Origin of the sequence: Paenalcaligenes sp. Me131, from assembly GCF_050487225.1 — a bacterium.
In the GTDB taxonomy this organism is placed as follows: Bacteria; Pseudomonadota; Gammaproteobacteria; order Burkholderiales; family Burkholderiaceae_B; genus Paenalcaligenes.
Map to the genome: position 1 here is coordinate 1,160,175 of NZ_JBKQGY010000001.1, position 13,499 is coordinate 1,173,673.

Annotated in this window: 17 protein-coding genes and 3 tRNA genes; 15 read left to right on the forward strand and 5 right to left on the reverse strand. The window is 48.4% G+C overall.

Annotation, left to right across the window (positions count from 1 at the left end):
- Positions 1 to 154: 154 nt before the first annotated feature.
- A tRNA-Leu gene (locus ACLPHM_RS05590) sits at positions 155 to 239 on the reverse strand.
- A gap of 77 nt (positions 240 to 316) precedes the next feature.
- A tRNA-Leu gene (locus ACLPHM_RS05595) sits at positions 317 to 401 on the reverse strand.
- A gap of 209 nt (positions 402 to 610) precedes the next feature.
- Between ACLPHM_RS05595 and ACLPHM_RS05600 the strand changes: the two genes are divergently transcribed.
- Both ACLPHM_RS05600 and ACLPHM_RS05605 read left to right on the forward strand, forming a co-directional pair.
- The gene (locus tag ACLPHM_RS05600) at positions 611 to 1,306 is read left to right on the forward strand and encodes a BUD32 family EKC/KEOPS complex subunit (protein WP_430220265.1); all 696 of its coding nucleotides are present in this window, start codon (positions 611 to 613) and stop codon (positions 1,304 to 1,306) included.
- A gap of 53 nt (positions 1,307 to 1,359) precedes the next feature.
- Positions 1,360 to 2,382, forward strand: coding sequence for a PTS transporter subunit IIC (locus ACLPHM_RS05605; protein WP_430220266.1), 1,023 nt, complete (start codon positions 1,360 to 1,362; stop codon positions 2,380 to 2,382).
- Positions 2,383 to 2,408: 26 nt separating this feature from the next.
- On the opposite strand, the gene ACLPHM_RS05610 is transcribed toward ACLPHM_RS05605, so the two are convergent.
- Complete coding sequence (locus tag ACLPHM_RS05610) at positions 2,409 to 3,197, reverse strand: siderophore-interacting protein (protein WP_430220267.1); 789 nt, start codon at positions 3,195 to 3,197, stop codon at positions 2,409 to 2,411.
- 135 nt (positions 3,198 to 3,332) lie between these two features.
- On the opposite strand from ACLPHM_RS05610, the gene dtd reads away from it, so the two are divergent.
- The 6 genes from dtd to ACLPHM_RS05640 all read left to right on the forward strand — a co-directional run bounded on the left by dtd (position 3,333) and on the right by ACLPHM_RS05640 (position 7,201).
- Entirely contained in the window at positions 3,333 to 3,773 is a 441-nt protein-coding gene (gene dtd / locus ACLPHM_RS05615) for a D-aminoacyl-tRNA deacylase (RefSeq protein WP_430220268.1), read from the forward strand.
- An 11-nt stretch (positions 3,774 to 3,784) separates the two neighbouring features.
- The gene (locus ACLPHM_RS05620; protein WP_430220269.1) at positions 3,785 to 4,192 is read left to right on the forward strand and encodes an HIT domain-containing protein; all 408 of its coding nucleotides are present in this window, start codon (positions 3,785 to 3,787) and stop codon (positions 4,190 to 4,192) included.
- A 383-nt stretch (positions 4,193 to 4,575) separates the two neighbouring features.
- Complete coding sequence (locus ACLPHM_RS05625) at positions 4,576 to 6,306, forward strand: FMN-binding glutamate synthase family protein (RefSeq protein WP_430220270.1); 1,731 nt, start codon at positions 4,576 to 4,578, stop codon at positions 6,304 to 6,306.
- Between the two features lie 122 nt (positions 6,307 to 6,428).
- Positions 6,429 to 6,505, forward strand: a tRNA-Met gene (locus ACLPHM_RS05630).
- 256 nt (positions 6,506 to 6,761) lie between these two features.
- Positions 6,762 to 6,938: a YodC family protein gene (locus tag ACLPHM_RS05635; RefSeq protein ID WP_430220271.1), complete on the forward strand. Its 177-nt coding sequence runs from the start codon at positions 6,762 to 6,764 to the stop codon at positions 6,936 to 6,938.
- Positions 6,935 to 7,201, forward strand: coding sequence for a DUF6953 family protein (locus tag ACLPHM_RS05640; protein ID WP_430220272.1), 267 nt, complete (start codon positions 6,935 to 6,937; stop codon positions 7,199 to 7,201). The genes ACLPHM_RS05635 and ACLPHM_RS05640 overlap by 4 nt, the downstream gene beginning before the upstream one ends.
- A 4-nt stretch (positions 7,202 to 7,205) precedes the next feature.
- On the opposite strand, the gene ACLPHM_RS05645 is transcribed toward ACLPHM_RS05640, so the two are convergent.
- The gene (locus ACLPHM_RS05645; protein WP_430220273.1) at positions 7,206 to 8,138 is read right to left on the reverse strand and encodes a phage integrase; all 933 of its coding nucleotides are present in this window, start codon (positions 8,136 to 8,138) and stop codon (positions 7,206 to 7,208) included.
- Between the two features lie 49 nt (positions 8,139 to 8,187).
- On the reverse strand, positions 8,188 to 8,943 hold the full coding sequence (locus tag ACLPHM_RS05650) for a hypothetical protein (RefSeq protein ID WP_430220274.1): 756 nt from the start codon (positions 8,941 to 8,943) through the stop codon (positions 8,188 to 8,190).
- Between the two features lie 126 nt (positions 8,944 to 9,069).
- On the opposite strand from ACLPHM_RS05650, the gene ACLPHM_RS05655 reads away from it, so the two are divergent.
- The 7 genes from ACLPHM_RS05655 to ACLPHM_RS05685 all read left to right on the forward strand — a co-directional run bounded on the left by ACLPHM_RS05655 (position 9,070) and on the right by ACLPHM_RS05685 (position 13,496).
- Positions 9,070 to 9,291 carry a hypothetical protein gene (locus ACLPHM_RS05655; RefSeq protein WP_430220275.1) on the forward strand — a complete coding sequence of 74 codons (222 nt, stop codon included), beginning with the start codon at positions 9,070 to 9,072 and terminating at the stop codon, positions 9,289 to 9,291.
- Positions 9,292 to 9,484: 193 nt separating this feature from the next.
- On the forward strand, positions 9,485 to 10,471 hold the full coding sequence (locus ACLPHM_RS05660) for a replication initiation factor domain-containing protein (RefSeq protein WP_430220276.1): 987 nt from the start codon (positions 9,485 to 9,487) through the stop codon (positions 10,469 to 10,471).
- A complete protein-coding gene (locus ACLPHM_RS05665; protein WP_430220277.1) occupies positions 10,461 to 10,772 on the forward strand; it encodes a hypothetical protein in 312 nt (103 codons plus the stop codon). The genes ACLPHM_RS05660 and ACLPHM_RS05665 overlap by 11 nt, the downstream gene beginning before the upstream one ends.
- Positions 10,773 to 10,786: 14 nt before the next feature.
- On the forward strand, positions 10,787 to 11,029 hold the full coding sequence (locus ACLPHM_RS05670) for a hypothetical protein (protein ID WP_430220278.1): 243 nt from the start codon (positions 10,787 to 10,789) through the stop codon (positions 11,027 to 11,029).
- A 53-nt stretch (positions 11,030 to 11,082) separates the two neighbouring features.
- Positions 11,083 to 11,322 (forward strand): hypothetical protein, encoded by a 240-nt coding sequence (locus ACLPHM_RS05675; RefSeq protein WP_430220279.1) that lies wholly within the window; start codon positions 11,083 to 11,085, stop codon positions 11,320 to 11,322.
- A gap of 523 nt (positions 11,323 to 11,845) precedes the next feature.
- Entirely contained in the window at positions 11,846 to 13,201 is a 1,356-nt protein-coding gene (locus tag ACLPHM_RS05680; RefSeq protein ID WP_430220280.1) for a hypothetical protein, read from the forward strand.
- 7 nt (positions 13,202 to 13,208) lie between these two features.
- Positions 13,209 to 13,496 (forward strand): DUF2523 family protein, encoded by a 288-nt coding sequence (locus ACLPHM_RS05685; RefSeq protein ID WP_430220281.1) that lies wholly within the window; start codon positions 13,209 to 13,211, stop codon positions 13,494 to 13,496.
- The last annotated feature ends 3 nt before the right edge of the window (positions 13,497 to 13,499 follow it).

A 13,499-nucleotide genomic window follows, 5' to 3' on the forward strand; every position in this document is an offset into this window, starting at 1 on the left:
CCCAGCTTCCTCGCGTTGAAGTCGCTCATCAAAGTGATAGCATACAATGGTTACCCAGCCTAGTCGGTGAAATTTGCATGGCAATCACCCACCCACGGGATTTTAAATGCAAAAAAGCCGACTGTTATTTCAACAATCGGCTCTTTTTGGAATTTGGTGCCCAGAAGAGGACTCGAACCTCCACACCTTGCGGCACATGGACCTGAACCATGCGCGTCTACCAATTCCGCCACCTGGGCATTTTTACTACACTATCTCTTTGAAACTAAGCAAATAACATAACTATGTTATGCGGCCAAAAGATTACTCTTTTGATTGGTGCCCAGGAGAGGACTCGAACCTCCACACCTCGCGGCACATGGACCTGAACCATGCGCGTCTACCAATTCCGCCACCTGGGCTTATCTTTGCTTTCTCAAAGAAAAAAGATTATAGCAATGCAATCTAGCTAAAGCAAGAACTATCCGTGAGGGCATTCACAAATCTGTCACATCTTTTAAAATGGGGAATGCTTACAAAAGACCACCCTCTTGCTCAGGCTTTACTAACTCAAATAGAGCCCTTAGTACCCCAAAAGCCTATAAGGCCTGTCGTACTACATCACGGCGATATGACGTATGTCGTCAAATTTGCGCGCAAAGAACCTGGCCGTAAGCTGCGCGAAGTAAGTAGTGCTTTGTGCTGTTCACTACTCTTTAAAGTATGGATCAACCCACGCCAACTACGCTTGGGCGGCATTGCCTACGAAGCCAAACGCTTAATAACGCTGAAACAACACGGCATTGCTGTGCCTGAAGTCTTGTTACTAACCCCTGAGTATTTGGTGATGACACACACAGGCGAGTCCGTACAAAGCAGGCTGTCCCATTCACCTAAAAATGCTGAGCTATTACAAAGCGTGGTGGACTCTTTGGTTGAGTTACACACCCGCCATCAATGGCACGGTGGTGCACAAATACGCAACCTTACTGTTAAAGACAACACAATTTACCGCATCGATTTTGAGGAAAACACCGGCAATGCTATGCCGCTGCATCTAGCGCAAGCCTATGATGTGTTGCTTTGTTTTAACTCTTTACTGCACTACCTAAAAGACGATATAAAAATGGGCAGCGACTTATTAGCCTGTTATCTACGCAAAGCGCCAAACGCGCAGGTTTTGCAAGCACTACAACAAGTAAACCGCCACCTACAGCGATTACAACGCATCCTTCTACCACTTATGACGCGCAAACTGCGCCAAGGCAAAGACGTACGCCGCACTGTATTTTTCGCACAAATACTGCAACAAGCGCTATCCCTCTAGCCCCTCCTTCCTATACACTTAGCAGATCTTATTTATACTCAAAGTGAGTTTATATGTCTGTAGCGGCTTTTTTACGTTCACGGAACATTGAGTTCTCCCTGCAACGATACGGTATTCAAACCCTGAATTACATGACCCTAGGGTTGTTCAGTTCGCTAGTTATTGGGTTGATTTTAAAGACCGTAGGCAATTGGATGGATTTACCTTGGCTGATAGAAGTAGGTGCCATGGCTCAATCCGGTATGGGTGCTGCTATTGGTGTAGGGATCGCCTACGGCTTGCAAGCACCGCCTATGGTGTTATTTGCCAGCGCTATTGTTGGCACTTTAGCCGTCAAAGTGGGCGGCGGCCCCGTGGGATGTTTTGTTGCCGTAGCAATTAGCACCGAGCTCAGCAAGCTGGTACATAAAAGCACGCCCATAGATATTATTGCCACCCCAGCCAGTGCGCTGATCAGTGGCGCACTCATTGCATCATGGGTTGCTCCGTGGCTAGGCGATATGATGCGCACCACAGGCGAAACCATTGAATGGGCCATTACCCTGCAACCCTTCTTTATGAGCATCATTATTGCGGTAGTCATGGGCATTATCCTGACCAGCCCCATGTCTAGCGCCGCACTCGCTATCTCGCTACAGCTAGGGGGATTAGCTGGCGGCGCTGCCACCATTGGTTGCTGCGCCCAAATGATAGGCTTTGCCGCAATGAGCTATAAAGAAAACGGCACATCAGGCTTATTGGGTATTGGCTTAGGCACCAGCATGTTGCAGTTACCTAATATAGTACGCAACCCATTTATTTTGATCCCACCCGTTTTAGCATCGGCTATTCTGGCCCCAATAGGCGCATTAGTTTTTGACATGCGCAATATTCCCACTGGTTCAGGAATGGGCACCAGTGGCTTGGTAGGTCAGGTAGGTACATTAGAAGCAATGGGCTACAGCAGTTCGGTATGGGTATCCATCGCATTGCTGCACTTCATTTTACCTGCAGCGCTGTGCTTGTTGTTTGCCTGGGTAGGCAGGCGCTTAGGCTGGATTAAAGCAGGTGACTTAACACTGCACACAGATAAATAAGTCACCCACTCTAGGCTGGCGTTGCGTTATTCGTCGCGACGCCAGTAGCTAGACACTTTTACTCGGGATGCATCCAAACCAAAGTGCTGCATCAAGGCCTCACGCACTGGCCCAACTTGGGAATACTCCACAGCACCCCACGCAAAACCTTCGCCTTGATTAGCTGCTGTCAACGATTGCACGGTAGAAAGTACTTTTTGACGCACAGCATCACCGTTAGGCTCCACTACCCAATGCACATCAATATCCGCTGCACTAGATAAAGGCATACGGGCGTCATCATGATTGATCGCCACCACAACACTCACCTTGGTACCTTGCTTAAGCTCGCGTAGTCGGCGAGTGATGGCTGGCAAAGCGGTCTCATCACCAACTAAAACCTGCCAATCAAAAACAGTAGGGATCAACATAGAGCCACGCGGCCCTGCCATCAACAATCTATCGCCCTCTTTGGCCTGCTCTGCCCAAGTAGAAGCTACGCCTGTGCCATGCAACACAAAATCAATCACCATTTCGCAGCTTTGATTGTCATATGCCAGCGGCGTGTAATCGCGCATAACAGGCTTAGCTTGCCCTTCTTCAAACACCAAACCGCGCTCGCCCACATGCGGCACCGCCAACTCTTGCCCGGCTTGCTCTGAAAACAGCAATTTGACGTGATCATCAAAGCCTGGGGAGTAAAAATCTTGCAGGTCATCACCCTTCAATGTGATACGCGCCATATGCGGTGTAGGTCTAGTAATAGACTTTACCCATGCACTGCGTACCTTAATAGGATGGATCTGTTTTTCTATGTGATACGATGATTCTTGCACAATAACTTTCCTTACAAATCGCAGCACACACAATCTGCATGCTGCTGTCTCTTTCTAGTCCTTGATCGTGATCACAAATAGTAAACTATTCTCATTCTCGACTCAAACTTACCCCTACTTTGCGGAGACTCACTCATGCTAGCGCTGGTACAACGCGTTAAGTCGGCCAGCGTCACTATCTCTGATACCGAGGTAGCCCGCATTCAAGCAGGCATGATGGTGTTAGTTTGCGCTGAACCCTCTGACACCCCAGAAACCGCAGATAACTTGCTCAATAAACTACTCAAATTGCGCATCTTCGATGACGAGGATGGCAAAATGAATCTTAGCTTGCAGCAAACTCAAGGCGGTCTCTTATTAGTGAGTCAGTTTACGCTTGCCGCAGACACGAGCCGAGGGAATCGCCCTAGCTTTATGCGCGCAGCGCCACCTGAATTAGGACGCTTCCTTTTTACCTACTTGGTAGACAAAGCCAAAACCATGCATCACACCGTAGGTGCAGGCGTCTTTGGTGCCGACATGCAGGTAGCATTAGTCAATAACGGTCCCGTCACCCTTCCTTTGCATATTCAATAGGGCTTCCATTCATGTTTACGTTACACCCCACACTGGCCGCAGACACACTAGAAATTGGAGACCTGCCGCTGTGCAAAGTACTGCTCATGAATGATCAACACTACCCTTGGGTCATTCTGGTACCTAGGCAAGCTGATATACGCGAGACCTTTGATCTTTCTAGCGCTGATCAACAACGCCTATGGGAAGAGACCAATCGCGTCGCGCAGCGTATGCACACCTACTACCAAGCCAGCAAAATGAATGTGGCCACGCTGGGCAACATGGTCCCCCAACTGCACATGCATGTTATTGCTAGACACCACCAGGATCCTGCTTGGCCTAGCCCTGTGTGGGGCAAACAGCCTGCCCTGCCTTACCCACCCTCGAATCACCAAACCTTACTCGACACGCTGCGCAATCTTTTACTGAAATCATAATTTTTTGCTGCATCGCAATAATAGATTCTGTAATTATTTTTATAATCTCATAACTTTTTTTCCTGATTAGAGAAAAGAGCCACTTTATAAAAATTGCACAGAACCAGTGTCGTTTTAACGCTCTTCATACAGCGTAAGGACGCCTCACAACCGTAGAAGTTTGCTTGGCTTTCACAAAACCCATAAAATTCATTGATAACAACTAGTTATACAGGAAGCCTGCAACTTATCCGCATCGCTTTTGTCTATGCTTTACGTTGTACCGGCATTGCCAAGGGTAGACCCGCTGTCTTCCCTTAATCATTCCTGTATATACTTTATTTTCTGTACTTTAGTCTCACCAAAACCGCTGTAAATTTACTAGGAAGCTTGGAGCTTTTTTCATGCATCGCTTACTGACGCGCTACACCGCCCTTTACGTCGTATTCCTGGGCACCGTCGTGTTCACTATTTTGTCTATCACCAATACGGCATGGTGGCTTATTTTGGCCCTGCCTTTTATTGGTCTATCTATCCTAGGTCTAGTCGACCTAAAACAAACGCGTCACGCCATCCGCAGAAACTATCCTGTGATTGGTAACTTGCGCTTCCTATTCGAATTCATCCGTCCAGAAATCCGCCAGTACTTTATTGAGGGTGACAACCAAGAGTCACCTTTCTCTCGTGCTGAACGCTCTCTGGTGTACCAACGTGCCAAGCAACAAGAAGATAAGTTGCCCTTTGGTACGCAACAAGAAATCTACGGCAGCGGCTACGAGTGGATTAACCACTCCATGCAACCCTGTCAGATCGCAGACAGCAACTTCCGCACACTGGTGGGCGGCCCTGATTGCACCAAACCCTACTCCATGTCGGTATTTAATATCTCTGCCATGAGTTTTGGGGCGCTATCTGCCAACGCCGTGATGGCACTGAACAAAGGTGCCGTGATTGGTAACTTTGCTCACGACACAGGTGAAGGTGGTATCAGCCGTTACCACACCATGTACGGCGGTGACTTAGTATGGAACATTGGTTCTGGCTACTTTGGCTGTAGGGACGACAAAGGCAATTTCTCGCCAGAGCGTTTTGCCGAGCGTGCTCGCCAAGACAACGTCAAAATGATTGAGATTAAGCTGTCTCAAGGTGCTAAACCTGGTCAAGGCGGTATTTTGCCTGGCGCTAAGGTTACCCCCGAGATTGCTGCTGCACGTGAAGTACCGGTATGGCAAGATTGCTTGTCACCAGCCAAACATAGCGCCTTCTCTACACCTATTGAACTGCTAGAGTTCGTCGCTAAACTGCGCGAACTGTCAGGCGGTAAACCTGTGGGCTTTAAGCTGACGATTGGCCACCCATGGGAATGGTTTGCTATTGCTAAAGCCATGCTAAAAACAGGCATCACCCCTGACTTCATCGTGGTTGACGGAGCAGAAGGCGGTACAGGTGCTGCACCCGTAGAGTTTATTGACCACGTAGGTACGCCGCTGCGCGAATCCCTGCGTTTGGTACACAACACGCTGGTAGGTATTGGTCTGCGTGAACGTATCCGTATTGGTGCATCCGGCAAGATCATCAGTGCCTTTGATATGGCTCGTATCATGTCCCTGGGTGCTGACTGGTGTAACAGTGCCCGTGGCTTTATGTTTGCGATTGGCTGTATCCAAGCCCTAACCTGCCACACTGGTCGTTGCCCAGTGGGTGTGACTACCCAAGATCCACGCAGACAAGAAGCGCTGGTGGTATCTGATAAATCACGCCGTGCCGCTAACTACCATAACAACACACTGAAAGCGTTGGCAGACTTGCTGAAAGCCGCTGGTTTGCACCACCCTAACGAACTACGCCCGCACCACATTGCTAAGCGTATTCCTAACGGTGAGATTCGCGTGTTGTCCGCCATGTTCCCGGACCTAGAAAAAGGCGAGCTGCTAGAAGGCAATTACCGACAAACTATTTTCCGTGTGGGTTGGCCTATGGCCCAAGCCGAGTCCTTTGAGCCCCTGTACAGCTTGAGTGCTGCATTGTCCGGCCTAGGTACAAAGCACCGCCCTGCTAGCATGAATAGCAACGCAGAAGGCCCAACAGTAAAGCCTAGAGATGTAGACGATAGCGCTAAAACTGAACAAGCCTAAGCAGTCAAAAAGCCCCTTCACCTAATCGAAGGGGCTTTTTTTATATCTTTTTTCATCTTTTGTAATATTTCTTCAAAAAGTGCTTGCCAAGATGAAAGTCATGGTGCTATATTAACGTTCTTGGCTCATTAGCTCAGCCGGTTAGAGCGACGGAATCATAATCCGCAGGTCCCCTGTTCGAATCAGGGATGAGCCACCAAGATTACCCTGTTAAATCAGGACATTAAAGCCACCCTTGAGGTGGCTTTTTTGTTTTCTGCACTTTGAGTGTCAACTAAACGTCAACATATGATTGAATAACAGTTAAGTAGGGAAATATACCTCTCAGCATCCCTGATCCCCGAGCTCCTTAACGCCATGAGAGGAATACTCCATAAGGCCTGTCAATTATTACGGCTCTGTCGTATCATCAATCTTACTGACTTGCTCAAAATCTTATTTAAATGGAAAGGCATATGGATAACAGCTTTGTAGTTGGTGATATCGTAAAGTTAAAGTCTGGCGGTCCTGAAATGACAGTTAAAATCGTGTCAGAAGAACATCAGATTTACACTTGCCAATGGTTTGCAGGAAAAAAACTTGAACAAGGCCAATTCCCCGGTGATTCACTTGTAGAAGTAACGACCACATGACACCCGAGAAAGTTGCTTTCTGGATGTTGTCCGAGGCTGAAAAGCACGGCTGTATCTACCAAGACGACGTTGTTGATTACCTAGTTAAATCTAACGCTACAACATTACTTCGTGAAAATAGCGAAGGAAATTTAGTTCTTGGGCTAGCCACATTGAATGCTTTTAAAAAAATAACTGAGACAACAGTTGTCTGGGTAAAGCCTGATCGTTATTGGCGATTTCGTGTTGCTGAAGATGAACCAGGTAGAGAAGCTCGCGGATAGTCAGCTATAAAGCACAAACCAGAGGGTTGAGCACTCTAACTGAATCCAAGTGATCTGGCGCAAGGTGCGCATACCTCATCGTAGTCTTTAAGTCCTGATGACCCAAGATTCGCTGTAGTGTCAAAATATTGCCTCCATTGATCATGAAATGGCTAGCAAAGGTATGACGCAACACATGAGTCAACTGCCCTAGAGGCAACTGAATATTAGCCCTCTCTATCGCTTCCTTGAATGCCCCTGTACACCTCATAAAAATAGCACCCATATTTCGGTACTCTGCATGATGAGCAAAAATCTCGTCCTGCATTTCCTGACTAATAGGAACTGCTCTTGCTTTACCTGTTTTCGTCCGTGCAAACTGAATTAATCTCTGTCGGACTTGCTGCGGTTGCAGTTGCTCTGACTCGCTCCACCTCGCACCAGTAGCAAGACAAATACGTGACACTAGATCGACATGCGGGTTAGTAGATTTTCTCAACTCAACGAGGAGCACTGCTATCTGCTCTCTAGTCAAGTAAGATAGTTCATTTTCTTGTACTTTGAACTGTCGCAAGTCTTTCAACGGGTTATCTCGTTTCCAGACCTTAAGCCTTATCAACTCGTTGAACATAGCTCTCACATAGGCATGTTCACGGTTCACAGTATTCAACGAAATACCCGCATCTAAGCGCTGCGTACGGTAAGCAGCAAAACTCTGCGCATTGAACTCACTAGCGACAGGATTCTTTAGAGCAACAATTGCAGCTTTGATTCGCTTATAAGTATCTTCTGCCGCACGCAGCTCTTTACCATGATGATCAAACCAAATAGTGGCCAACTCATCCAATCGCCTCAAGTCTTTCTTTTCAGGCATCCAATCTGCCTGACTATTGGCGTTAGACTTAACCCATACCTCCCAATTTTTGGCCTCTGCCTGAGTGCGGAACGTCTTTCGCATACGCCTCGCACCTCGGCCACCTGGTTGGATATCAACCAACCATCCTCCTTCAGTCTTTCGTATCGCCATTCTGTATTTCATAGAAAAGATAAAACGGATTTTGGTGAGCTGTCCTTGGGTCTTCCCCCAAGACAGGATCACCTCTTTTCGCTGACTTCTCCTGCCTCATGAGTAATTTTTTATGTTGCTCGCGGTGGCTTTCACGTTCATTCCAAAGCTCCATTAATAAGCGGTATGACTCAGTATCCGAGTGCTTATAGGCCAAACCAGCAATGGCTCCCTCCCAGTAATGAGTAAACGGCCGCGTACGCTCAATAAGATCAATCGGGTCATCAAACCCAATTTTCTCGACCCCTTCGTCGTTAAACAATTGTTCATTTAAAGCGATAGATGCTCGAAAGTAATTTATGGAGCATTGATCTCTCACATGAGCTCTTTCTGGGTATGTTGTTGCTGTATCAGGAGCTACGTGCCCATTTGCTGCATCCGTTACACCTGTCATCACCCAAAACGCATGATGCGGCCATTGCTGCCCGATTGCCCCCAAAATATCTGTGGTCGGTCGCTGTTTGCGCTCAAAAACTTTTCGCCAACGATCTGCTGAAATTCCTGTTTGCTCAGCCAGAACCTTCCAAAACCCCCTGCTTCCCTGTAAGACACTCAGCATCTCCTCTGCACTATTGCTAGCTGGCAATAGCCTTTCCAGCAACGAGGATCTCACTTCACGCGCCTTTACGGACTCTCGGCGAGTCATTTGGTCTTTGATCAGTAACACAACGCGATCATCAATAGTCGAACTTGACATATGCAGTAAACCTACCGATAATTTTCCTTGTTGGATATATTTTCCAATAAGGAATAAATAGTAAACGAAACCCAACCCTTGACCAACCCACAATCCAAAACGGACAAAAAAGCCAAGAGGGAAAATATGAACAGTTTACCTGTCTCGAATCGCATTGCCATAGCAATGGCTATGCCTTTAATGACACCAGCAGCGTTTTCGCATGCTCTTGGCATTGAACTTTCTGTCTTTCAAGCGCAGTGCAACCGTGGCTATTGGCCCACGATTAAGGTTGGTAAGCGTGTGTTTATCAATGTTGAAGTTGTACGCATCAAAGCTGCGGAGCGCGCAGCAGAGTTTGCATTATGAGAAAGCAATACAGCTCACGCCGAGAACTCATACACCGCGTGATCTGTCCACAAACTCTACCAGGGCTTCAAGCCTTCGCCGCAGCCCCCGCAGCGGTGCGAGGAGGTGCGGCGAAGGCTTGGAGTGTCGAAGCGCTTTACGTACCAGCCTCACGTAAAGTTAGTCTCGCTGAAGCTGTATCGGAGTCCGCAGTATGACGACCTCACATGCTTCCCCCCGTCCGGTAATACGGGGGGAAAGTCTCCCAAAACAACAAGCACGAGTTGACTGGCTCAACGTTACATTTTTGCCCAATGAAATCACTCAAGATCAAGTGATTTTTCAACTATCGGAAATTATGCGCCGTCCTGTTTCAGGGCTAGATGAAGGCAAAGGGATCAGGGGTTATGCCAGTTCTGTCGCTTTGTTTGCTCATGTGGGGTCTCGTAAGCAGGCAATGGGATTTCTTGGCTATGGTGGGGAAGCACAACGTGGCACATGGATGCTCTCAATTTCTGGTGTTGGCTGCGCCCTTATTGATGCTTGGTGCAAGATGCGTCGCTGGCTGGAATCCCTTAAAGCGAAAATCACACGCTTGGATTTGTGCGTGGATTTCTTGCACGGCGAATATACGGTAGATGATGCAGTGTCATTCTATGAGTCAGGCCGTTTCAACTGCTCAGGTCGTCAGCCTTCGACAGACTGTGCCGGTGACTGGCTAAACGGCAAGTCGCGCACTTTATACGTTGGAAAAGCAAAAAATGGAAAGCTCTTACGAGCGTATGAAAAAGGTCATCAGCTAGGGCATGTAGACAGTCCATGGACACGATATGAAGTGCAGTTTGGAAGCCGTGATCGTGTCATTCCCCTAGAGGCCCTGACCGAGAGAGACAAGTATTTCGCTGGAGCATATCCGGTCCTAGCTGACCTGCTTGACAACGAATGTGGAGCCAAGAAGATTCCCACGACACGTACCGAAGGAGAGGTGACGCTGTCGCATCTACTCACTCATTTGCGCCGCACATACGGCAAGGCAATTGATGCAATGAGTGCAACAGAAGGTTTTGAAATCGCAAGCCTCGTCGAGGAAGTTCGAGTATTCGGCATACCTCGACGGGTCAATATCTCCGCACTTGCGAGCGGCCCCAATTGGTCGGGGGTTTGTGACCTTTCCAAGCAAGAGAGAAAACATGTCAGTTGATCGTAAAGAAGTCTGCGGCTTTGAAATTACTGAAGGCGTAAGCAAGAAAAGCGGCGCAGCTTACAGCATCGGTACATTACACACTTTAACCAAACTTGCACCGCCTATGGGCGCTGACAACATCGCTAGCGGTTATATGGGCGATCAATATCGTGTAGACGCCGAGGTATTGCGCCGCATAGCCCATCTACCTACTCCCTTTATTGCGGATGTAGTGACCGAAGATCTGATGCGTTTTGGCAAACGCGAAACCATTGTGACTGATGTACGCCCGGTTGAGTCCGCGAAGAAAACAGCTTAACCCTCACCCTCCTAATGACACATATCTATATCCAATACTGCGACATTAGCACTGAAGCTGGATCAGATTGCCCTGTACAGCATCGCCAGAAAATCGCGATTGAACGCGAAATCCTAGAGGCATCAGGCAATCCCATTCCGACACTCAACTCTGCCGAGCTTGCCCAGGTGTTCAGCCTAGGTTTTTCAGTAGTGTTGCTGTTCTTTCTGTTGGGACGTGGCGTTGGAACAGTATTGAACCTGATCCGCAGGGGTTAGGTACATCCGACAGGCAGGCGGCTTCCTGCCTAACTTACGAAAAGGAAATTTACATGAAAAAGCTGAAACTGAGCTTCAAGCCTGTGACTGCTGCTGTAGGTGCTACAGCCTTGAGCCTGACATCTGGTGCCGCCATGGCTCAGGAAGCCGGGATTGACCTTACTGCAATTACTGGTGCGTTTAACGCTTCCGACATCATCACGGCTGTGATGGCTGTTGCTGCTGTACTGGCAGCTATCTACGCCACCATGACCGCAGCCAAGATGGCGCTGCGCTGGATTCGTGGTGGTTGATCCCGCCGAATAACGGACCTAGGCAGGACTGGCCATCCTGCCTTTTTCTTTAGAGGGAAAACCATGTCAACTGGAAATCTTGTCTATCTGATCTATTTAGCGCTGTTTGGCTCTTTTGGAATATATGAGCTTATGCGTACCCGTCGCTCCTCAGTCGTTAAGTCTCATGACAAGTACAAAAAACCTTGGCTTTGGAAAGTAACGGAGTCCTTTTTGTTATGCACCAATGCGGCTTGCATCATTTTATTTATCGTGTGTTTTTTCTGCCTTTTCTTGTATTTCTCATCTCTAAATAACGTCTCCTACTCATATGAGCTAATAGCACTCTGTGGTGATGCACTCTTTTTCAGCATGGGCCTTTTTGCTGTAGCTATGGTCTCTGAATTTACATTTATCTCTGCGTTACGAGTGTTTTGGATGACATGCCCAAACAGTAAGGATCTGCAATGATCAGTCTCTGGTACTTGATTACATTTTTTTGGGGCATCACCTGCGCTTGGGCCTTGATCAAGGGGTTAGAGTAATGAGCCTCTACCGTTTCATGATCGCGTTTTTTGCATGGCTGCTGATTTCCACTCAGCCGGTCTTTGCCCAGGCTCTCCCAAATCCCATACCAGAGCCGGAACGAGTAACCCGTGCGATATCTGGAACGTTACAGTTGGGGATGCAGCGACGCGGCTTTGCTGCAAATGATCATCGTTTTATGAACACGGTAGCTAGAGTCGGCCCCAAGCTATCTAGTGCAGCAATAGGCGGTACTGCGGCAGCGGTAACGCTAGGAGCAGTAACAGCTCCAGCGTGGGCCACTGTGGCTATTGTTGCTGGTATCGGCACTGTCGTCACTTATGCCGTGAGTCTAGGTATAGATGCTTTGGTCGATTGGTGGTTTCGTGATGATGGCCTAATTGACCAATCAAGTGCTGAAAACAGTGCCTACCCATCCCACGCATTCAACGCAGGGGATCGAGTCTGGACATACAAGGATTGGCAAGGTGAGTGGCACTATGGCGCAAATGCTGATGCTCTAGCGCGTGAATACCGTTATACCGACATGAAGAGGCTCGGTTATACCGACATTTCTGAGCCGACTTGCTTTGCTGACGGAACAACAAACTATTGGTGCGGGAACTACAAGGTCTCATTGTCCGGAACAGCTCCGGTAAGTTGTGGTGCTGGCATGCAGGCCATAGGCAGTAACTGTGCATCGTTCTCCTACCCTTTGCCTTCCTCGTTTCCTGATATGGATGGTTTGACGGCGCAGCAGGCAATCAGCAACCTAAGCGATGAGGAACTGAATAAACCATTGAATCCGGTTTTGGTGGCTGCCTTGGCAAATTTGGCGTGGCAGCAAGCCGCACAAGATCCTGATTATGACGGCTTACCATATCCACAAGCCGACCCAATCACAAAAGCAGAAGCATCGACCTGGACACAAGCTAATCCAGAGTTTACACCTACCGTGCGTGATTTCGTAGCTCCTAACCCTACCACCAATTCTGTATCGAACCCTTGGTCGCTGCCATCCAACCCAATCGCACCTGACTTCAACCCAGCAACACCGAACACAGGAACAACCAATCCAGCCACTGATCAGCCATTGCAAAACTTAGGGCCTGATCCTGGCATCGGTGCTCCGACGCTTGAGGCCATCCCTACAGCACAGCAAATAATGCAGCCTATTCTCGATCTGATGTCTGACTTCCGAGGGTATACGCCATCCCCACATGCTGGAGAATGCCCACGCCCGACTATCGAGCTATACGGCACGCATGTGCTTGATGCGCACTGCATCTTGATCGACGACAACAAAGCCATCATCCAAGCCGCCATGCTGCTGGCTTGGGCGCTGATCGCGCTGTTCATCATCCTATCAGCGTGAGGTCGCCATGTTTGGAATTCTACTCTCTGCGCTGAACAGTGTTCTGGCCTGGGTGTTCCGTTCCCTCCTTGTCAAGTTCGTGTTGTTCTTCGCTCTGTACTTCATTACTTCGGAGTTCGTTGGTTTCATCGTGGCATTGCTGCCAGGAACAGGAGCCGTCGATAGCGCACTGTCTGGCATTAGTACCGCCACTTGGTACTTTCTAGACGTATTCCAAATCCAGACTGGTATCGCAATGGTTGTGTCGGCCTACGCCACCCGCTTTGCTATCCGGCGTCTGCCAATCTTAGGATAAAAA

Coding starts and splice junctions, on each gene's coding strand:
- ACLPHM_RS05645 (WP_430220273.1), bottom strand. CDS start 8,138: ATGCGAAAGACGTTCCGCACTCAGGCAGAGGCCAAAAATTGGGAGGTA.
- ACLPHM_RS05675 (WP_430220279.1), top strand. CDS start 11,083: ATGAAAAAGCTGAAACTGAGCTTCAAGCCTGTGACTGCTGCTGTAGGT.
- ACLPHM_RS05650 (WP_430220274.1), bottom strand. CDS start 8,943: ATGTCAAGTTCGACTATTGATGATCGCGTTGTGTTACTGATCAAAGAC.
- ACLPHM_RS05660 (WP_430220276.1), top strand. CDS start 9,485: ATGACGACCTCACATGCTTCCCCCCGTCCGGTAATACGGGGGGAAAGT.
- ACLPHM_RS05600 (WP_430220265.1), top strand. CDS start 611: ATGACGTATGTCGTCAAATTTGCGCGCAAAGAACCTGGCCGTAAGCTG.
- ACLPHM_RS05685 (WP_430220281.1), top strand. CDS start 13,209: ATGTTTGGAATTCTACTCTCTGCGCTGAACAGTGTTCTGGCCTGGGTG.
- ACLPHM_RS05655 (WP_430220275.1), top strand. CDS start 9,070: ATGAACAGTTTACCTGTCTCGAATCGCATTGCCATAGCAATGGCTATG.
- ACLPHM_RS05635 (WP_430220271.1), top strand. CDS start 6,762: ATGGATAACAGCTTTGTAGTTGGTGATATCGTAAAGTTAAAGTCTGGC.
- ACLPHM_RS05605 (WP_430220266.1), top strand. CDS start 1,360: ATGTCTGTAGCGGCTTTTTTACGTTCACGGAACATTGAGTTCTCCCTG.
- dtd (WP_430220268.1), top strand. CDS start 3,333: ATGCTAGCGCTGGTACAACGCGTTAAGTCGGCCAGCGTCACTATCTCT.
- ACLPHM_RS05665 (WP_430220277.1), top strand. CDS start 10,461: ATGTCAGTTGATCGTAAAGAAGTCTGCGGCTTTGAAATTACTGAAGGC.
- ACLPHM_RS05670 (WP_430220278.1), top strand. CDS start 10,787: ATGACACATATCTATATCCAATACTGCGACATTAGCACTGAAGCTGGA.
- ACLPHM_RS05620 (WP_430220269.1), top strand. CDS start 3,785: ATGTTTACGTTACACCCCACACTGGCCGCAGACACACTAGAAATTGGA.
- ACLPHM_RS05640 (WP_430220272.1), top strand. CDS start 6,935: ATGACACCCGAGAAAGTTGCTTTCTGGATGTTGTCCGAGGCTGAAAAG.
- ACLPHM_RS05625 (WP_430220270.1), top strand. CDS start 4,576: ATGCATCGCTTACTGACGCGCTACACCGCCCTTTACGTCGTATTCCTG.
- ACLPHM_RS05680 (WP_430220280.1), top strand. CDS start 11,846: ATGAGCCTCTACCGTTTCATGATCGCGTTTTTTGCATGGCTGCTGATT.